The organism is Pseudomonas sp. MAFF 730105, assembly GCF_055380705.1.
The window spans coordinates 5,587,161-5,605,223 of sequence record NZ_AP018438.1 but is presented as its reverse complement, the minus strand read 5'-3'; the positions used below and the strand labels follow the sequence as shown (position 1 = coordinate 5,605,223).

The window sequence follows — 18,063 nt, the reverse complement described above, 5'->3', positions numbered from 1 at the left end:
AGAAGTGGGCCGACGTAAATATCGGCCCTTTTTTATGGCTTTATGGCATCACTGGCGGCAAATAGGCCAATGTTGTCCCGAGCGCCCATAGCAGCACCAGCACCAAGGGGGTGTGCACCAACAGTTGCACGAAGGAAAAGCCGATCAAGTCCCTGGCTTTCAGCCCCAATACACCCAGCAGCGGCAGCATGTAGAAGGGGTTGATGAGGTTCGGCAACGCTTCGGCGGCGTTGTAGATCTGCACCGCCCAACCGAGGTGGTAATTCAGGTCATTGGCCACCTGCATCACGTAAGGGGCTTCAATGATCCACTTGCCTCCACCGGAAGGAATGAAGAACCCCAGGATCGCCGAGTAGACCCCCATCAACAAGGCGTAGGTGTCGTGGGAAGCGATCTGTACGAAAAAGGTCGAGATATGGTGGGCGAGTGTCTGGGCATCGCTGCCCTTGACCGTGGTCAGCAGCGCGGCGATGGAGCCGTATAGCGGGAACTGGATCAGTACGCCGGTAGTGGTCGGTACTGCGCGGGCCACCGCATCGAGAAAACTGCGCGGGCGCCAATGCAGCAAGGCGCCGAGCATCAGGAACAGGAAGTTATAGGTGTTGAGCCCCGAAATCGCGCTGATCGCCGGCTTGGTCGAAAACTCGTGGAACAGCCAGCCGGCGGCCAGCAGCACCAGCGCGATGGTCAGCAGCGGGCTGTGCTCCAGCCATTCCCCAGGACGGGTACGGGGTTGCAGGGCCGGCATGCTGAAGCTGGGATCGATCCCGCAAGCGGCGGCGTCACGGGCGCTGTTTGGCCCTGGGGCGGTCGCATAGGCAACCAGCAGTGAAATGACGATCAGCGCCAGCAACATCACGCCGGACTGCCAGAGGAAGATGGTCTGGGTGAATGGAATGACGCCGGTGATCGACAGGATCGACGGCGGCAGGCTGGCCGGGTTGGCTTGCAATTGCGCGGCCGACGACGATAACCCCAAGGCCCACACCGCGCCGAGGCCCAGGTAAGCGGCGGCGCCAGCGGCGCGATAGTCCATTTTCAGATCGGTGCGGCGGGCGAGGGCGCGTACCAGCAGGCCGCCGAAGACCAGCGACAGGCCCCAATTGAGTAACGAGGCGACCATGGAGATCAACGCCACCCAGGCCACTGCGGAACGCCCATTCCTTGGGATGCGCGCCAGGCGATCGATCAACCTGACGGCGGGTGGCGAGCTGGCGACCACGTAGCCACCGATCACGACGAAGGCCATTTGCATGGTGAACGGGATCAGGCTCCAGAAGCCATCGCCGAACGCCATGGCGGCGGCCGTAGGCGTGGCGCCGATGAACTGCGTCGCCAGGGCGACCACCAGCACTGCCAGCGCGGCAAAGACCCAGGAGTCGGGAAACCAGCGTTCGGCAAAACTGGAACAGCGCAAGGCAAAGCGGGCGGAGCGGCTGTCTTGGATGTCGGTGGTCACGGCGATTACCTCGATTCTTATGATTGCTTTTATGGGGACGGGTATCTGGAGCGGAGAGGCCCCGACAACGGTAGAACAATCCACTGACCATGAAAGACGGGCCTGGGTTCGCGAGCCTCTTGGAAAACGCCAGGGCGACCAATGGCACTCTTCAGAAAAAAGTCGCCGCGCCGATGGCATGAGAACAGCTTGTCAATTCTCCTGCCACCCGGAGCATGCTTATGTTCAATCAACGCTTGAAGCAGGAGCTGACGGCCCTGCGCCAAGAACTGTCCAGCCTCATGCAAGTGAAGGAAAGCCTGGACCGTGAAATGCTGGCGCTCACCCTTGATGCCGAGGGGAGGGTGCAGACGGTCAATCAGAAGTTTCTCGATGAAATGCACTACAAGAGCCAGGACCTCATTGGCCGGGGTGTGGAAGACCTGGTGCCGTCCTATCTGAAGTCCAATGAGTTCCAGCTTCGCTTCAAGACGGCATTGACCCGTGGTGAGCATTTTTCCGGTGCCGTGCGCCTGCTGCGGGGCAATGGCAAGGAAGCCTGGCTGCGCTCGATCCTTCAGCCTGTAAAAGGAGTTGATGGGCGAGTTCGTTATTTTTCGATGTATTCCAATGACCTGACCCGTACCATCGAAGGTTCTCGCGAGCATGAAAACCTCATTGGTGCGTTGGTGCGTTCAACGGCGGTGATCGAGTTTGATCTGGACGGTCACGTACTGACAGCCAATGACCGTTTTCTCAACGCCATGGGTTATAGCCTGGCGCAGGTCAAGGGCAAGCATCACCGCACCTTCTGCGATCCGGAGGAATACAACAGTCCCGCCTACCAGCAGTTCTGGAAACGCCTGAACAGCGGCGAGTTCGTCGCCGGCCGCTTCAAGCGCCTCGACAGCAATGGTCGTGAAGTGTGGCTGGAGGCTTCCTATAACCCGGTGGTCGACGCCAACGACCGACTGTACAAAGTGGTCAAGTTCGCCACCAACATCACCGACCAGGTCAACCAGGAAAAAGCCGTCGCCGAGGCCGCCAACATCGCCTACAGCACGTCCCTGCAAACCGACAGCAGCGCTCAGCGGGGGACTACTGTGGTGACCCAGGCCGTGGACGTGATGCGCGACCTGGCCCGGCACATGCAAACCGCCGGCGAAGGTATCGAGGCGCTGAACGAGCAATCCATGGTGATCGGCACCATCGTCAAGACCATCAGCGGTATTGCCGAGCAGACCAACCTGCTGGCGCTCAACGCTGCTATCGAAGCCGCCCGTGCCGGCGAACAGGGCCGAGGCTTTGCGGTGGTGGCCGATGAAGTGCGGCAACTGGCGTCGCGTACCAGCCAGGCCACCGATGAAATTGTCGGCGTGGTTCGCCAGAACCAGGACATGGCGCGTAATGCCGTCTCGTTGATGACGGACGGTCAACACCAGGCCGAACAGGGCCTGGCCCTGGCAGCCGAGGCGGGGACAGTGATCGTCGAGATCCAGGATGGGGCAAAGAAAGTGGTCGATGCCGTGAGCCAGTTTGCCAATCAGCTGTCGAGCTGAGGCAGGTGTTATTGTTTTTTACATATTAATTATTGTTTTACGATAATTTCGTCATTATGTTTGGTGCTCCCATACTCTGTTGGAGCCCTGACATGTGTTCGAATCGTCTCGCCCTGTACAGCCAGCGCATGGCTGCCATCACGCTTGTTTTCATTGTCGCGATGATGGTCGTCAACGCTGCTGCCTGGCTGTTTCCTGATGTTGCGTCAAAATACGGGTTGGGCTTTTCCCTGACCGAGCGGCAATTGTTCAGTCTGCCCGAAGGAGGGGCGGTAGGGTTGACGGGCTGGCAGCGTCTGGGGGGCATTCTTTTGTCCAGCGTGCCTCTGCTCGCGCTCGCGGTCGGACTGGTCAACCTGCGGCAGCTCTTCAGGCGCTATGCCCAGGGGCAATATTTTTCCAGTGAAGCCGCGGTTTATCTTGGAAACGCAGGTCGCGCGGTCGCACTATGGGTGTTGCTGGATTTCCTGTGCGAGCCGTTCCTCAGCCTGCTGGTCACGATCAATGCGCCGGTGGGCGAGCGATTACTGACTATCAGCATCACCGCTCCGTCCTTCGTCGCTTTGTTCCTTGCCGCCTGTATCGCCATCATTGCTCGGATATTGTCCCAGGCCAGTGAAGTCGACTCAGAAAACAGAACTTTCGTTTGAGAAACTCATGCCTATCGTGATTCAACTGGATGTGATGCTGGCAACGCGCAAGGTCAAATCCAAGGACCTGGCCGCCGCCATAGGCATTACGGAAGCCAACCTCTCCCTGTTGAAGCAGGGAAAGGTCAAGGGCATACGCCTGGCGACGCTCGAGGCTATTTGCAGTTACCTGCAGTGTCAGCCCGCCGATCTGCTGATTTATCAACCAGAGCGCGAGCTGTCATGAGTGAGTCGGATATTCGCTCAGTCCCCCAGCGCCTCCCCTTCACGCCGAGGATCGGCGCCCCCGGCCAGTGATGTTTTGCCTTGCGCATCGCGCACCCGGACGATGGCCTGGGTGCCGCTGGTCATGTCGATCTCGCTCACCGTGTGGCCTTTATCTTTCAGCGCCTGGATCAACGCAGGGCTGAATTGTCCTTGTTCCAGCTCAGTGGGGCCATTGCGGCTGCCGAAGTTGGGCAGGTTGATGGCGGTTTGTGGGTCCAGGTTCCAGTCCAACAGACCGATCACCGATTTGGCCACGTATTCGATGATCTGCGAGCCCCCCGGCGAGCCGACTGCGGCCAGCAGCTCACCGTTCTGACGGTCGAAAATCAGCGTCGGTGCCATCGATGAACGTGGGCGCTTGCCGGGTTCGACGCGGTTGGCGACTTTCTGTCCGTTTTCTTCGGGGATGAACGAGAAGTCGGTCATCTGGTTGTTGAGCATGAAGCCCTGGACCATCACATGTGAGCCGAATGCCGATTCCACCGTGGTGGTCATGGACACGGCGCCGCCCTGGTCATCCACTGCCACCACTTGCGAGGTGGAAATACGCAGTGGCGAACGGTCCGGGGCGTAGGCTACCTGGATGCCCGGCGGCGTACCGGGTTTAGCGGTACCCATGCTGCGCGGGCCGATCAGGTTGGCGCGGCTGGCCAGGTAGCCAGGGTCGACCAGGCCCTGGATCGGTACAGGGACGAAGTCCGAATCGGCGACATACTGGGCACGGTCGGCGTAGGCCAGGCGTTCGGCCTCGGCGATCAGATGCACAGCTTCCGGCGCGGGTTCGAGGCCGGCGGGTTTATCGCTCTTGATGGGTTTCAAGGGCGCGAGGGCGGAGTGGCTGTCGCGCTGTTCCAAAGCCTGCAAAGTCCCGAGAATCTGCGCGACGGCGATTGTGCCGGAGGAGGGTGGGGCCATGCCGCAGAGCTGCCAGCGCTTGTAGTCGGTGCACAGCGGCGCACGCTCCCGGGCGGCGTAGCCTTTCAGGTCGTTCAGCGAAAGGCTGCCGGGGTTGGCGTGGCCCTGCACCTTGGCGACGATTTCCCGGGCCACCGGGCCCTCGTACAACGCGTCGGGGCCTTCGTTGGCGATGCGCTTGAGCACACCGGCCAAGGCTGGATTTTTCAGCAGCGTGCCGACGGCTTTCGGGCTGCCATCGCTATTCAGGAAATAAGCAGCCATGTCCGGTGAACCTGGCAGGGACGGATCGCTGGCAATGATTGAGTGCAACCGAGGCGAGATCGGAAAACCTTGTTCCGCCAGCTTGATGGCCGGTTCGAACAGCGTTGCCCATTTCAAGCGTCCGTGTTTTTGGTGGGCCAGCTCCAGCGCACGCAACACACCCGGCGTGCCGACCGAACGGCCACCGATCTGTGCAGCGGTAAACGGCATGGGCTTGCCATCGGCCTGCAGGAAGAGTCGCTCGGTAGCACCGGCCGGTGCCGTTTCGCGGCCATCATATGTACGCACCGCCTTGCCATCCCACAGCACAATGAATGCACCGCCGCCAATGCCCGAAGATTGCGGTTCCACCAGGGTCAACACCGCTTGCATGGCAATCGCCGCGTCGATGGCCGAGCCTCCACGCCGCAACATCTCCCGCCCGGCCTGGGCTGCCAGAGGGTTGGCTGCGGCGGCCATGTGCTTGTCGGCGTGGCGGGACTGTAGATCGGCACGGTAACCGGAGGTGATCTCCGGTGCGGTGGGTAATGCGGGCGTTGAGGAGGAGGGGGGAGCCTTGCAGGCAACGAGGGTGAGGGCGACAGCCAGCAATGAAGCAGCTGACAGGCGATGAAGGTTCGGTTTGAGGTCTGTAAGCACGTGTTGCTCCATCCGTGGCATGGGATATACAGTCGGACTGTAGCGATGCGAGACGCAGGGTGCAAACCGACAGGGACCCGCTTCTCGGCAGTAGCCGGAACTAGGATTGATCCGCATCACGGAGGAAAGACCTGATGAAACTGATTGGCATGCTGGATTCCCCCTATGTCCGTCGCGTGGCGATCTCGCTTGATCTGATGGGTGTCTCGTTCGAACACGTCGCACTGTCGGTCTTCGGTTCGTTCGAGGCGTTTCGCGCGATCAACCCGGTGGTAAAGGCCCCCAGCCTGGTATTGGATGACGGTAGCGTGTTGATGGATTCGACACTGATCATCGACTACTTCGAGGCGCAAAGTCCCGCTGACAAGAAGTTGATGCCGCAGCAGGCCATGTCCCTGGTCACTTCGCTGCAAATCCTGGGATTGGCGCTGGCTGCTTGCGACAAGGCGGTGCAGATTGTCTATGAACGCCAGTTACGCCCTGAGGAAAAACGTCATCAGCCTTGGCTGGACCGGGTGGTCGGGCAGTTGCTGGCGGCCTGCCGTGAATGGGAAACCCAACTGGCGCGCCTGCCGCCGGCTGTCCAAGAGAGGCCGGATCAGGCCACCCTCACCAGTGCAGTCGCCTGGTCTTTCATTCAACTGATGGTCGCCGATATCGTCAGGGCAGATGATTTTCCCGTGTTGCATGCTCATGCGGCCCGGTTGGAAGAAACCGAATCGTTCAAGCGCTATCCCCAGGCTTGAGGGCGGCGCATTTCATCAGGCACGATTGTCGGTCGGGCCACTTGCTTAAACCCGATTTGCCATAGTGTTGAATGTGAGTGCTTTCACAGTGCTCTGATTCCGATCTGCACATGCCGCTGCCACTTCGCTCCCCCGTGACATGGCCACAGGGAAGCTTTGCGTTCAATTGCATTGACTGAATGAGCGCCGTGAACACTCAGGCTTTCGGTTGATAGCGCTCAGCGGCGTGGGCTTGGCGAATCTCTGACAGCAAACCCTGCCGCGCTTGATCCAGCGTCGTCCAGCGTGCCTCGGTGTGTAACGGTGGGATGGTGACCAGCTCGCGGCGATCAAAGCCGATCAGTGCGGCATCGACCAACTCTTCGACGTCCATCACTTCACTCAGTGAATTGACGTCTATCCCTGCGCGCTCCCAGATTTCGGTGCGGGTGGCGGCTGGTAATACTGCCTGGACATAGACGCCCTTGGGCGACAACTCCAGATGCATCCCTTGGGACAGGAAAAGCACGAACGCCTTCGAAGCGCCATACACCGACATACCGAATTCAGGCGCCAAGCCCACCACCGACCCCAGGTTGACGATAGAACCCGCACCGGATTGTGCAAAGCGGGGAGCTACCGCAGCGGCGAGCCGCGTCACGGCCACGATGTTGAGTGAGACAAGTCGGTCGATCGCCTCGGCGTTCTGTTGGACGAAAGCACCGGATTGAGCCAACCCTGCGTTGTTGATCAGTACGCCAATGCGCGAGTCGTCACGCAGGCGGATTTCGACCGCACTGAGATCGGCAGGGTCGGTCAAGTCGGCTTGCATAACATCAACAGCAATGCCGTGTTCCGCATGAAGGCGGGCGGCCAGTGCATCCAGGCGTTCCTTGTCACGGGCGACAAGGACAAGATCATGGCCGCGTTTGGCAAAGCGTTTGGCATAGGTGGCGCCGATGCCGGTAGAGGCACCTGTGATCAGAACAGTGGCAAGCGTTGTCATGTTGGAATTCCTGAGGGCGTGTTGTGCAAGAAGATGAGTGGGGAAACTTCAACCAGCGAGTGTCGGGTAGTCGGTATAACCTTCGGCGCCGCCACCGTAGAGCGTCGCACCGTCGAGCGGTGTCAACGGCGCAGCGGTTTTCAAGCGTTCAACCAGGTCCGGGTTGCTGATGAACGGACGGCCAAAGGCAATCAGATCGGCCTTGTCCTCGTTGAGAGCAGCGGTAGCCAATTGCAGGTCGTAACCGTTGTTGGCCAGGTAGGTCTGCTTGAATCGCTGACGTAATGCGTCGTAGTTGAACGGTGCTACATCGCGTGGGCCGCCAGTGGCGCCTTCCACTACGTGCAGCAAAACAATCCCCAGCGCATTGAGCTGCTCGACGATGTATTCGTACTGGGCTTGCGGGGCGCTGCTGGAGACGCCGTTGGCTGGCGAGACCGGCGAGATCCGCACGCCGGTGCGCTCGGCACCGATTTCGTCGACCACTGCCGCGACGACTTCGATCAGCAGACGCGCGCGATTTTCTATCGAGCCGCCGTAGGCATCCGTGCGCTGGTTGGCGTTGTCTTTGATGAACTGATCAAGCAAATAGCCGTTTGCCCCATGGATCTCGACGCCGTCGAAGCCCGCGGCAATGGCGTTCGCCGCCGCTTGGCGAAAGTCGTTGACGATGCCTGGCAGCTCGCTCAATTGCAGGGCACGAGGCTCCGAGACGTCGGCGAAATGGTTGTTGACGAAAGTCTTCGTCTGCGCCCGGATCGCCGACGGTGCCACGGGGGCTGCGCCATCCGGTTGCAGGTCGACGTGCGAAACACGGCCAACGTGCCAGAGCTGCACAAAAATGCGCCCACCCGCAGCATGCACAGCGTCCGTCACTGTCCGCCAGCCGGCGATCTGCGCGGGCGTATACAGCCCCGGGGTGTCTTGGTATCCCTGCGCCTGCGCTGATACCTGGGTGGCTTCGGTGATGATCAGGCCGGCCGTGGCGCGTTGGGCGTAATAGGTTGCGCTCAATGCGCTCGGGACCAGGCCGGCGCCCGCACGGTTACGGGTCAGGGGTGCCATGACGATGCGATTGGAGAGCGTCAGGTCTCCCAGGAGATAGGGTTCGAAAAGCGATTTCTCAGACATGATTTCCAGCTTCTGGTGTGGGAATGGTTCTAATGATTGCGATCGAACTCTAAAATGTCAATCTTTTGATGTTGATTGACATCAATGTAACTGGAGGCTGGGTGGGGGGCGCCTGGATGGACGATGAAAGCCATGAGGAAAGAAGCGCAGATTTCCCACGTGCGATGGGCAATGTGAGAGGTTGTGTTGGAAGAGGGCGGGGTCTTGCAGGCAACGACAGTGAGAGCGGCAGTCAGCGGCGAAACGGCTGACAGGCGATGAAGGATCCACCACGATGGTTCAGGCAATCATGGCGGTTTTTTTCAGGGCATAAAAAAACGGCTTATCTTTCGATAAGCCGTTTTTAGTACTTGGTGGCTACACAGTCATTTGAACTTGTTTTGTAAGTTATTGAAATATATACATTTAAAGCAGCGTCTTAAGGTGTGGCATACAGCAAGGCATACAAGCCGCTCGTTTCTGGCTACTGGTTTTGCTTGCATCCCCTTCCATGAAGGCACCACCAAACGTTGAGCGGCGTGCGTCAACCAAGCATGGCTGGCTGAAGTGGGAAGCGAGTACGCTATTCTTTTGAACGTCCTTCGGCTGCCAGAGAGGCCAGGGCTAGGGTGATGAATCCTGAGTTTCTATCCAGCGTCTCCAGTGCCCCACGGATATTCTGTGCCACTTCTGTAGATCCACGTTGCTCAACCCAGTTCGATAGTTCCTCAATAGCAGCCCCCAACGCCAACTGGTTTTCATTCATACGCTTAAGCAATGATGCGAGCAGCGAGACATCTTCCATGAGCGTTCTCCCGAGCCAAGGGCATTTTAACTAGGATTGTAAATTCCTGTAGTCATTGAATTGCGGGGTACAGCTTGATCTCAGCGCTTCTTACCTGCACGCTCATCAGACACGTAAAGGTTGAAACAGAATACGTGGATGGTGACTTCGCGTCCCTCATCCTCTTTGGCCCTGAATGTCATCCTCCATTCTCCTAGTTGCTCTGACGGAGAAGACCGAATGAAAAGCTCATGCTGAGGCAGCGATTGAGAAATCGTTTCCTGTATGCCGGCGAAGCCTGATACCGATTTATTGAAGAGAATCAATGCTGCTTTGCAGTCTCTCCAAGTCAAGTAGTCCAACAGCTGGTCGAGAGCTGCAACGAGAACTTTTTCGCCACCCCAAAGCTTGCATTCACCTACGAAGGCAGAGCGAGTTTCCTCCTCGATTCGGATATCAGTTTTGCCGTACTTACGGAACGCTTCTCCTGCTGCGGCCCCCTGATACACACCGTTCAAACTAGCCAACAGAATGTCTCGAAGCCCTTCCTCGCCTAATGATAAGTACGTTTGAGGTGTTCCTTCAAAGGTGGCACCCATGTGGCGAATGTTGCTGAGGATTTCTGTGTAGAGCTCGGCAGTGATAGCAGGTTCGGGCTTGTAGCCAGCAGCGGGAGCTTTCGGAAGGGCTCGAACAGTCTTTTTCTTAACGTCTACGAGGGTGAACTCAGGCATGCCTGGCTTTTTGACCATCGGAATATTGAACGCCGAAGCCAAGCCGTGGAGTTTCTCTACTTCTTGTCGTCGGTGCTGCACTGATTTTCGTACTGAGTCAGGAAGCGCGGAATGGAATTGCGACAGCATCGAGCTTTGAGCAGTGATTGATTGTCGAATTAGTTGCAGGCTGCTATCGAGTTCCTGTCGATACCATTCAGGGGCTGTGTTGCTGGTATTTTGAAAAGAGAGAATGAGCAAATTTCTCCGTGCATCGATTTCTCCTTGAGGGGTCCTCGAGCTCCACACATTCGGTTGGCATTTCCAAAGCCCAGCGTCTCCCGAAAAGGGGACGAAGAAACGAAGCTGATGACCATCCGCTTTGGCTCCCCCAGGAACATGGTCGAAATCAAAGCGGCCGGCGACATCTACTTTTACCTCGGCTTGCTCCATTTGCATTTGGTCTTCATGAAGCACAAGGGGAGAAACTGTTAGTCGATCTACGATATTTTCAACTAGGGTCTCTGCGCTAGTCGCTAGGAATTGGCTCTGAGGTATTTGTTCGACCAGACCCTTGATAGATCGTGTTTGCTGATCCAGTGTCGTAGCTAGATCGCCATCAGAAAATAGGTAGTTCCGATCATTCCGTCCCATGACATCCCTTCAGCACTGACGATGAGGTCCAGACATACAACAGCCAAACTGTCGAAAGCGCAACGATCCAATGGTAGTCGATCAAAAAACTGCTGGGGACCCTGGGCGTTTTCTTCTGCACGGGGTCGGAAACCCGCGGGATCTTGGTAGCGACAGAGATTTCAGCTTACTGAAATTTCATCGTTGAAATTGAAAGGATCCTGACGAAAAAAGTGGATCGTTACCGCAACGGTAAAGGTGAGCCATTGTGTTGTTGATAGCGAACGGTTGAACCCGGTCAACCTTGGGGATGGTGTCAACCACGTCAACCTGTCAACCGAGGTAGAAAACTCAGTCGCTAACAAGATGCTGCGGGTTCTTTGCCCCGTACTCATTCGAAATGCCCAGGGTCCCCGGCGAGCTACCAAGCGAGAGGGCATGCACAGGTGAACACCAGTTCACCAGGTTCACCTGTTCACTAAGCTGTGCACTTTTTCGCTAACACGATCACGCGGGTTTCTGACCCCGTGTCCAAATAAAAGACTCAGGGACCCCATCCCCTGCTCGGAGGCTGATGCTGCCCTTCGCTGGGGGAGGGATGCTACCGGGGAGCGGGGTATCTCTTTCACCTCTCAAACCAGTGTTACGCGGGTTACTGGTGTAACGGATCATCTAACTAACTGTATTAATTGACTATTTTATAGGTAACACTGCTGCCTTTTGTCGTCAGAGGTCGTGTTACAGACCCGGCCCGTGTAACGCTTAGGATGAGGTTACTATTTCCTGGCAGGTCGTTGGACTGTCGTGTTAACGCCTAACAAATAAGAGCATTGCCACGTTTGTTATGCCTTTTTAGAGTTCAATTATCCGTGTCATCGTCAAGCTTTCCAAAGCGTAACACGCTGATTTTAAAAATGATTATGGATATTTTGGTGTTGGCGTTTGAGGTGGTTCCCCAAGGAGCTGGCTCCCAAAAAGTTGGATGATTCAATAATCCTGACTATGCTCTCGAAATGATATCGGTTCGATATCGTTGAGCGAATGGAGACGGCGATGGCATCAGTCTTGATTACGTACGATCTGATTTCCCCAGGAAAAAAATACACAGAGCTTCACGATGCAATAAAGGTATTGGGTTCCTGGTGGCATTGCGTCGAGTCAACCTGGATTGTAAAGTCCGAACTCTCACTTGTGCAGATCCGCGACCAGTTAAAGAAGCACGTCGATTCTAATGACAAGCTGTTGGTTTTGGGGCTCTCAGGGGCAGGAGCTTGGGTTGGCTTAGATAAAAATTGCTCGGATTGGCTTACCAATAATCTTTAGATGATTTTTGCCCCTTAGCGGGGCGTGAACGCATACACTCAAACGTATTTTATCTTCATGGCGGTAGTTTCGGATTAACTCATACAGGGGCAATGCAACTGCTAGTGGCCGATGTGTCGAACGCGAAAGGGAACTCCCATGCGCATTCATCCCTCAGGCGATCAAAAAGTTTTTGCTGATTGTTTAGTTCCCTGTGGTCGGCTAGATCTAAGTAATAATAGAGTCCTGCATGTTCATAATAAATTAACCATTCTCCTGTCAGCGCACCTCTATTTTTTCTCGACTCAATCCCCCCATAGATAATTGCGTGTGATACATGGTTGGCCTTAGTCTCCCAGTACTTTTCCATGTCTGTATCGGGCTCGTCGGCCATCAAAACTTCATGTAATTTTTTCTTCAGTAATTCCTGTTTCACAGCGTGTTTGCCGAACCATTTATTCAGAACGTTTTGGGGTAGGTGGTTTGCGTCACAGTAATGCTTGTGCCAAAACCGTTCTAAAATTGGGCCTCTGAATTTTTCTGCTGCTTTTGTACCCGTGGGGCGGCTCGTAGGTGTTTTTTCAAGTAGTGCGATCTCATCTAATACCGAGAATTTATTGATCCTTCTGAGTGACGAATAGTATTGAAGCCGCAATGCTAGGCACTGACTCATGCGATGCGAGTAGGGCTGTGATAGGCATACGTTTTTCTTAAGTAGTAGTGATTCATATCGACGCATTAAGGGCATTAGGTTTCCCCTATAGGTTTTTAAGAAATTTACAGCAAGTATGTGCTGAAGCAAGGTGCCTGGCAGCCAGGGTTGGCGATCCCTGTGGGCGCCTGGTGGTTTGCCTGTGAGGCCGCCGTGCGCTCGCGACGGGAGCCGCAGCGCACATGGGCAATCTTACTGCCGAAAGGGGCTGGGCCTAGCCTTTTGGCGGGCTGGGGTCGTTACCAGGAGCAATTGTGTCTTTGGCGCGTATCTGTCCATCAACCCCTTTCGTGGTCAGTTCTCCTCCCCCTTGATTCTTGAGCATTTCGCGAGCGGCTTTTTGAGCTTCCGCTTGGGTGCTGTGGACGCTTGATGCGCGGTCTGAATCATTGCGCTTGTTTTCCCAGGTTCCATCTGGTCGCCTGGATATCGTCCTGTCTCGGTCTTTACTCATGGTTGGCTCCCTCAGGGATTCATGGTCATTACTTTATAGACCAAGCCCACGAAGGGCGCGAGCACAAGCATTGCAAAGGGCTAAGAGACCTGTGGCTTCATCCATCCTCTCTGATAGGAAGCTACAATTTAGCTGAAGGGATCAGAATTACGATTGCCCCTTGTCTCTCATGCTGCTACATAAGTGAATCTGTGGAAGCAAACACGCACAGAGTGTCGAGCTCGCAGCAGGTTGGAGGTACAAGGCGGGCTAGGAGTCGTGCGTGAATCGATCACTATGACGTATTTGTAAAGACAATGAAGTAACATGATCGCGGACGAACCAAAGAGTTTCCGCCCTAAAATCAAGGAAGTGAATTGTAGATGTCAAAATTCAAGCGCGAACACAATTATGGATATTTAAATTTCTTTGAGATCGAAAAAAGTGGCCTTTATCGAGTCCAAAGAAAATCCTCTGGTGACGAAATTATATCTAAGAATCATGGGCTGGGAACTAGTCAAGTATTTCGCGAGCTTGTAAGTTGGGTGAGAGGGCGAGGGTTTAAGGAAACAGCCCCTTGGCCGAGTAAAGGGGAAGCGGATAACGATCCAGTGATGTGCTATTGCCGGGAAATTAAAGAGTTTCCTAATGGAGATTTCCTAGTTGTGCTGTGGAAGCATGATCCAACAGATACGCGAGGCTTCCGGGGGCTTGAATTGGGGGCAGATGGGAAGCCTACTGGTAACTATATTGCCAGCGGGGCATCTAGTACCGGAGAGAATTATGTATGGGGGCACCCATGCTACTACTGGGTTGTGCCTGAAAAAAATATCGTAGTGTCAATAAAGTTTGATGATTCAAAGTGTGACTCGGAGTTGATGCAGAAATGGGTGAGCTATTGTGTAAGGTATCGGCTCAAGTTCCCAGGCTATAATTCGCGGCAGCCAGGTGATTCAGAGACAAGAATTTCGTTTAGCACCCCTGAAAGCCCAGAGACTTATAATTTGCTCTACCGGTTTTCAACCAATATCAAAATATTTAAGACGAGTGAGGAGTATCTAGAAAAAATTTGTGAGACAACGAAATACATGCTCCTGCGTAACGAGGTTACCGTGAGCGATGAGGCTAGGAACGCTGAGATGGAGATCGTGGTCTCGGGTAAAGATGGTTTAGATAAAGCAAATATAGAAATATTCAACTATTTTCAAACGTTTATGACTAGATTTTTCCCTAAAGAAAGGGAGGCAGATGATAATGTTCGAAAAGTCGAGATAAAGCTGGAAGCTACTCCAACAATGGAGCAGATGAAAGAGTTAATAAGCTACTCGTCGGGGTTTAGTGAGAGCGGCTGGGCGGATGTTATCTTTATTGATGAAAATGATAATGGTACGTCTATAAAGCAGCATAGGATAGTAGAGCGGATAGTGCTGCCTCCTACAATTGATGCATATAGTTGTGATCAGCTTTATAGTGTTGTCTCACAATCCCGAGATACATATTTGCCTCTTATTGATAAGGGAGAAGAAGTTAAAGTTAATTCTGAGCCTGTCACTGGAACACGTTCATGAAAGCTCTTATTGCCTGTTTTATAGCACCTTTGATAATGCTTTTTTTAAAAATTGATATCGATTCTGGGTCAATATCTAATATCCTTGGTTTGCTAGTTGCAATTGCGGGCGCTATTTTTACTATTATGAGTATTTGGGTGGCATTTCTTTATCCTAACGTGCTGAAGACTCTGAAAGGAGAAAATCTAGTAAATGTTGATTTCTCTGCGGGAGGTGAAGATACTGCAAGACTTAAAGAGATCATAAGTGTAATTGTGCAGTCTGCATCAACAATGATAGCTGCTGTTGTGCTGCTAATTCTCGTTTCAACTATAAATGAATTTGGTTTTAGCGTAAGATTATGGATGACAGGCGTAATACAGTTTGTACTTCTGTTTATTAGTGGTCTACAAATCTGCGCGCTAATTAGTACCATTAGGATAAATCTTAGTTTTATGGATTTGCTAGAAAGGCACAGAAGCAAGAGGGCCAAAGACTGGGATACCTGATAAGGTATTCTGATTCTGGTCTAGCGCAATATAATATTTGTTTGCGCTAGCCAGTCAGTTTGGCGACTAAGTCGGGCGCGGGATTAAAGCTCTTATTTTGTCAAAAACTTCCCGTTGTTCAATCTCAGTTCCGCTTTGAAACTTTTGCATCATTTGAAAATAATCAAAGTCATCAATTACACCTTCCTCGTGACCATATTTGTGGGTTGCAATATTTAACTTGCAAATTCCTATCGTGAAGTGTCCTTTAGGCGTCTTGTCTACGTAAAATATCCCTGTTCTGACTATGTGCTCTGAATATTCATCAATGTGCGGATGGACGATTTTAAATCTTTTAGTGGATCTCGGGTATGTCTGAGTAACTCCATTGCACGTATCCATTTCATCGTCATTTATCGCATTTCCGTTATTCTTCGCAGTATTGCAGTCCGCACAAATCACACACAGGTTTTTTGGTTCGAATATATAGCTCTGAAATAATGATTTGGGTAATATATGTTCAACGTGTGCATTCCCAGCGGCATTAAGGGAAATGGTTTTCATGCAGTAGGGACATAGACCTCTTTGAATGTTTCGGTAGAAGCGACGTATGTTCGAGCGTATCTCTTGAAGGTCGTCGCATCCCCAGTCTCTATAATTAAATCCCTGGTCCATTAAATCTTTTATTGTTTTTAGCTCGGCTTTGGAGAATGCATAGCGCTCATTGATGTGTGGCATAGTAGTTGCACACCTCTGCTACTGAGTCAATAAGTTCAATGTTGGGGTCGCCAAGTTCGAGGTGAGATTTTATTTGATATAGCCGTGAAAGCATTTTTTCATCGATCAACATGATCGTTTTTTGTGATTTAACTTTTGTTAGGAGAGTAAAGGCAATTCTAGAGACATATTCATTCATCATGCCAGGAGAGTCGAAAAGCTCAGTAAGCTGGTAATCTGCAGAGCGCTGATGAAAGTCAGATGCTTTGTGAAGAGTGTTGTCATCCATTGTGGTTATGAAGCAGTTCTTATGAGAGAGTCTTGAGACAATTTGAGGTGAGTGGGTCGCAATGATAAAGTGGCAGTCATAGTAACTTTTAAAAATGTTAATGATCAAATCCATGAACTTGGCCTGCCAGGACGGATGGAGGCTAATTTCGGGCTCATCAATCAATATTAAGGAGTTATGCTTAATATGGCCTGCAATTCCTAGGATAATAACTAGTAAGCATTGTTCGCCGGAACTGGCGCGGCGCAGCGACATTTCATGTGTGCCCCTGCCACTTGTCGTTTTTGTTATTTTTAGGTCGTAAAGCTTTACTAAGTTGGAAGAGAGTAGTACAAGCAAAGATGATACGATCTCTTTGCTTACAAAACCTGTCCCGTGCTTGCTTGAATAGTCGAAGTCTAATTTGAAGAACATGCCTCTTTGGTGCTCAATATGATCCCATAATACCGCTAGGGCATGCCTGATTTTAGCGCGCGACTCTTGGCTTTCTTCCGCGTATTTTAGAAAGGTGGGTTCATCCATCATTTCTTTTAGAACGTCTGGCTCATCGTTGTAAAAATCCGGAATCATTCCCTCGAATGAGAATTGAATTCGACCGCCCTCAGGTGTCTTAATCTCTATTTTTTGACGTAGATTGAGTCTGAATACAAAATTTAGTGTGGGTTTAAGTGAAAGTAGATCGAAAATCTCTATTAAGTTTTCATGCTGTTCTGTTTCTAGGTACTTAGTCATTAGCCCTTTGGCTGCTGATAAAATAAGTGCCATCTGATTGGACGTTACAGCGCTACTTGCGCGCATTCCAATATAGCTATAAGCCGATGAGGAATTTAAGTCTTTGCGCGCTGCGGGGAATTTATCAAAGGGACTTGTGGATACTGCGATTATTTTTGAGGGTAGTGAATTCAGCTGTCCGACGTAATACTTTGACTCTTTGTCGAATAACGGTTTGGAAAAATTTGAAACTAATTCGGCAAGCAGTCGACTCTTTCCAACGCCATTTTTTCCTAGGATCACTGTAAACCGGTTGTCTGACGACGATCCTTTACGAGCCAAAGGTATGAATTTACCTAAAAATGGAAAATCAGTGATCTGAACCATAATGCCAATCCATTGCGATCTGTCTGTAAATGGCGGATCTCCCTAAATTTTAGGTGAGACACACCTTAAAGTTGGATCGTAGCACATAGCCATGATTTGTATAGTGGTGCTTTGTGCGTATGGATTGAGTGTAGATCTTGAAGTGGGGTTGCTGCTTTCTAGAGACTATATTTTATCGCTTGCCCTATTTGTTGGGAGGTAATAATTTTGTTGATTTACTAAGGGCTTTTGAAGCGTGCAATAAGAAATTGAGTTTTTACTTTGATAAATAGTCAGTTTTATTGTTTTTTTTGTTTATGCTTATAAAGCTATTCTTGAATAGTTCTCATGGTGGGTAAGTGATGTTAAGTAAAAAGAATTATGAGGGCTTTTTTAGTAAGTCATTACTTACGAATCCAGCTTTCAACAGTATCGGCCCCGTGCTTAGTTTTCCACTCTTTAAGTGTCTTGTGATTGCCACCTTTGGTTCAATCACTTCGCCAGTGTGTAGGTTTTTGTAGGTCTTCAGTGCGAGAGGTCTACGAGTGCCTGGCTTAGCGACAGAGGCCGTACTGCACTTTGTGCTTTGCGGACCAGCAGATTGATAATGTGTTTCGGACTGAAGCAATACTGGTCTAGGAACCCAACGTAGTTCAGATTCGAACTCGATTTCCTTTTTCAATGCTCCGTCGCTCTTCAGCGTCTCAAGTGCCTGAAGTTGCGCGTGTGTTCAGACAGGATTTCACGTAGCTCATCTCATCCTTGATCAGGTTGATAGTGAGTGCCTCGACCGTT

The 18,063-nt window shown here is 52.4% G+C and carries 16 protein-coding genes and 2 pseudogenes; 7 read left to right on the top strand and 11 right to left on the bottom strand.

Features of this window, described 5'->3' with window-relative positions; genetic code table 11:
• Nucleotides 1–40: 40 nt before the first annotated feature.
• A complete protein-coding gene (locus PCOSP_RS24510) occupies nt 41–1,459 on the bottom strand; it encodes a short-chain fatty acid transporter (RefSeq protein ID WP_175363502.1) in 1,419 nt (472 codons plus the stop codon).
• Nucleotides 1,460–1,674: 215 nt separating this feature from the next.
• Between PCOSP_RS24510 and PCOSP_RS24505 the strand changes: the two are divergent.
• From PCOSP_RS24505 to PCOSP_RS24490, 4 genes and pseudogenes are all read left to right on the top strand, one after another.
• A pseudogene (locus PCOSP_RS24505) lies at nt 1,675–2,457 on the top strand (PAS domain-containing protein); the annotation flags it as partial.
• 108 nt (nt 2,458–2,565) lie between these two features.
• Nucleotides 2,566–2,997: a methyl-accepting chemotaxis protein gene (locus PCOSP_RS24500; protein ID WP_434007084.1), complete on the top strand. Its 432-nt coding sequence runs from the start codon at nt 2,566–2,568 to the stop codon at nt 2,995–2,997.
• A 92-nt stretch (nt 2,998–3,089) separates the two neighbouring features.
• Nucleotides 3,090–3,647, top strand: coding sequence for a DUF2975 domain-containing protein (locus PCOSP_RS24495; RefSeq protein ID WP_464709694.1), 558 nt, complete (start codon nt 3,090–3,092; stop codon nt 3,645–3,647).
• 7 nt (nt 3,648–3,654) lie between these two features.
• Nucleotides 3,655–3,873: a helix-turn-helix domain-containing protein gene (locus tag PCOSP_RS24490; protein WP_139644729.1), complete on the top strand. Its 219-nt coding sequence runs from the start codon at nt 3,655–3,657 to the stop codon at nt 3,871–3,873.
• 17 nt (nt 3,874–3,890) lie between these two features.
• Here PCOSP_RS24490 and ggt read toward each other — a convergent pair whose 3' ends face one another.
• Nucleotides 3,891–5,744 (bottom strand): gamma-glutamyltransferase, encoded by a 1,854-nt coding sequence (ggt, locus tag PCOSP_RS24485; RefSeq protein ID WP_464711996.1) that lies wholly within the window; start codon nt 5,742–5,744, stop codon nt 3,891–3,893.
• A gap of 122 nt (nt 5,745–5,866) precedes the next feature.
• Here ggt and PCOSP_RS24480 point away from each other — a divergent pair, with 122 nt between their 5' ends.
• Nucleotides 5,867–6,478, top strand: a complete 612-nt coding sequence (locus PCOSP_RS24480; RefSeq protein ID WP_464709693.1) for a glutathione S-transferase — start codon at nt 5,867–5,869, stop codon at nt 6,476–6,478.
• Between the two features lie 196 nt (nt 6,479–6,674).
• Here PCOSP_RS24480 and PCOSP_RS24475 read toward each other — a convergent pair whose 3' ends face one another.
• The 6 genes from PCOSP_RS24475 to PCOSP_RS24450 form a co-directional block, all read right to left on the bottom strand.
• Entirely contained in the window at nt 6,675–7,463 is a 789-nt protein-coding gene (locus tag PCOSP_RS24475; protein WP_464709692.1) for an SDR family NAD(P)-dependent oxidoreductase, read from the bottom strand.
• Nucleotides 7,464–7,511: 48 nt separating this feature from the next.
• Nucleotides 7,512–8,594, bottom strand: a complete 1,083-nt coding sequence (locus PCOSP_RS24470; protein WP_175386932.1) for an alkene reductase — start codon at nt 8,592–8,594, stop codon at nt 7,512–7,514.
• Between the two features lie 562 nt (nt 8,595–9,156).
• Entirely contained in the window at nt 9,157–9,378 is a 222-nt protein-coding gene (locus tag PCOSP_RS24465; protein ID WP_320389453.1) for a hypothetical protein, read from the bottom strand.
• A gap of 80 nt (nt 9,379–9,458) precedes the next feature.
• Nucleotides 9,459–10,529: a hypothetical protein gene (locus PCOSP_RS24460; protein WP_464709691.1), complete on the bottom strand. Its 1,071-nt coding sequence runs from the start codon at nt 10,527–10,529 to the stop codon at nt 9,459–9,461.
• A gap of 1,576 nt (nt 10,530–12,105) precedes the next feature.
• On the bottom strand, nt 12,106–12,753 hold the full coding sequence (locus tag PCOSP_RS24455; protein WP_464709690.1) for a hypothetical protein: 648 nt from the start codon (nt 12,751–12,753) through the stop codon (nt 12,106–12,108).
• A 178-nt stretch (nt 12,754–12,931) separates the two neighbouring features.
• Nucleotides 12,932–13,171, bottom strand: coding sequence for a DUF2188 domain-containing protein (locus PCOSP_RS24450; protein ID WP_464709689.1), 240 nt, complete (start codon nt 13,169–13,171; stop codon nt 12,932–12,934).
• Nucleotides 13,172–13,533: 362 nt separating this feature from the next.
• Between PCOSP_RS24450 and PCOSP_RS24445 the strand changes: the two genes are divergently transcribed.
• Together PCOSP_RS24445 and PCOSP_RS24440 are read left to right on the top strand one after the other, a co-directional pair.
• Complete coding sequence (locus PCOSP_RS24445) at nt 13,534–14,718, top strand: hypothetical protein (RefSeq protein WP_464709688.1); 1,185 nt, start codon at nt 13,534–13,536, stop codon at nt 14,716–14,718.
• The gene (locus PCOSP_RS24440) at nt 14,715–15,206 is read left to right on the top strand and encodes a hypothetical protein (RefSeq protein WP_464709687.1); all 492 of its coding nucleotides are present in this window, start codon (nt 14,715–14,717) and stop codon (nt 15,204–15,206) included. The genes PCOSP_RS24445 and PCOSP_RS24440 overlap by 4 nt, the downstream gene beginning before the upstream one ends.
• Nucleotides 15,207–15,272: 66 nt before the next feature.
• Here PCOSP_RS24440 and PCOSP_RS24435 read toward each other — a convergent pair whose 3' ends face one another.
• From PCOSP_RS24435 to PCOSP_RS24425, 3 genes and pseudogenes are all read right to left on the bottom strand, one after another.
• Nucleotides 15,273–15,923 (bottom strand): HNH endonuclease, encoded by a 651-nt coding sequence (locus tag PCOSP_RS24435; RefSeq protein WP_464709686.1) that lies wholly within the window; start codon nt 15,921–15,923, stop codon nt 15,273–15,275.
• Entirely contained in the window at nt 15,907–17,289 is a 1,383-nt protein-coding gene (locus PCOSP_RS24430) for an AAA family ATPase (protein ID WP_464709685.1), read from the bottom strand. The genes PCOSP_RS24435 and PCOSP_RS24430 overlap by 17 nt, the downstream gene beginning before the upstream one ends.
• A 383-nt stretch (nt 17,290–17,672) precedes the next feature.
• Nucleotides 17,673–17,794 (bottom strand): annotated as a pseudogene (locus PCOSP_RS24425) (transcriptional regulator); the annotation flags it as partial.
• Between the last annotated feature and the right edge of the window lie 269 nt (nt 17,795–18,063).

What these genes read in the sequence shown, in the direction of transcription:
- PCOSP_RS24455 (WP_464709690.1), bottom strand. Translation starts at nt 12,753, where the DNA reads ATGCCCTTAATGCGTCGATATGAATCACTACTACTTAAGAAAAACGTA.
- PCOSP_RS24430 (WP_464709685.1), bottom strand. Translation starts at nt 17,289, where the DNA reads ATGGTTCAGATCACTGATTTTCCATTTTTAGGTAAATTCATACCTTTG.
- PCOSP_RS24480 (WP_464709693.1), top strand. Translation starts at nt 5,867, where the DNA reads ATGAAACTGATTGGCATGCTGGATTCCCCCTATGTCCGTCGCGTGGCG.
- PCOSP_RS24450 (WP_464709689.1), bottom strand. Translation starts at nt 13,171, where the DNA reads ATGAGTAAAGACCGAGACAGGACGATATCCAGGCGACCAGATGGAACC.
- ggt (WP_464711996.1), bottom strand. Translation starts at nt 5,744, where the DNA reads ATGGAGCAACACGTGCTTACAGACCTCAAACCGAACCTTCATCGCCTG.
- PCOSP_RS24440 (WP_464709687.1), top strand. Translation starts at nt 14,715, where the DNA reads ATGAAAGCTCTTATTGCCTGTTTTATAGCACCTTTGATAATGCTTTTT.
- PCOSP_RS24475 (WP_464709692.1), bottom strand. Translation starts at nt 7,463, where the DNA reads ATGACAACGCTTGCCACTGTTCTGATCACAGGTGCCTCTACCGGCATC.
- PCOSP_RS24465 (WP_320389453.1), bottom strand. Translation starts at nt 9,378, where the DNA reads ATGGAAGATGTCTCGCTGCTCGCATCATTGCTTAAGCGTATGAATGAA.
- PCOSP_RS24490 (WP_139644729.1), top strand. Translation starts at nt 3,655, where the DNA reads ATGCCTATCGTGATTCAACTGGATGTGATGCTGGCAACGCGCAAGGTC.
- PCOSP_RS24470 (WP_175386932.1), bottom strand. Translation starts at nt 8,594, where the DNA reads ATGTCTGAGAAATCGCTTTTCGAACCCTATCTCCTGGGAGACCTGACG.
- PCOSP_RS24495 (WP_464709694.1), top strand. Translation starts at nt 3,090, where the DNA reads ATGTGTTCGAATCGTCTCGCCCTGTACAGCCAGCGCATGGCTGCCATC.
- PCOSP_RS24460 (WP_464709691.1), bottom strand. Translation starts at nt 10,529, where the DNA reads ATGCAAATGGAGCAAGCCGAGGTAAAAGTAGATGTCGCCGGCCGCTTT.
- PCOSP_RS24500 (WP_434007084.1), top strand. Translation starts at nt 2,566, where the DNA reads ATGCGCGACCTGGCCCGGCACATGCAAACCGCCGGCGAAGGTATCGAG.
- PCOSP_RS24435 (WP_464709686.1), bottom strand. Translation starts at nt 15,923, where the DNA reads ATGCCACACATCAATGAGCGCTATGCATTCTCCAAAGCCGAGCTAAAA.
- PCOSP_RS24445 (WP_464709688.1), top strand. Translation starts at nt 13,534, where the DNA reads ATGTCAAAATTCAAGCGCGAACACAATTATGGATATTTAAATTTCTTT.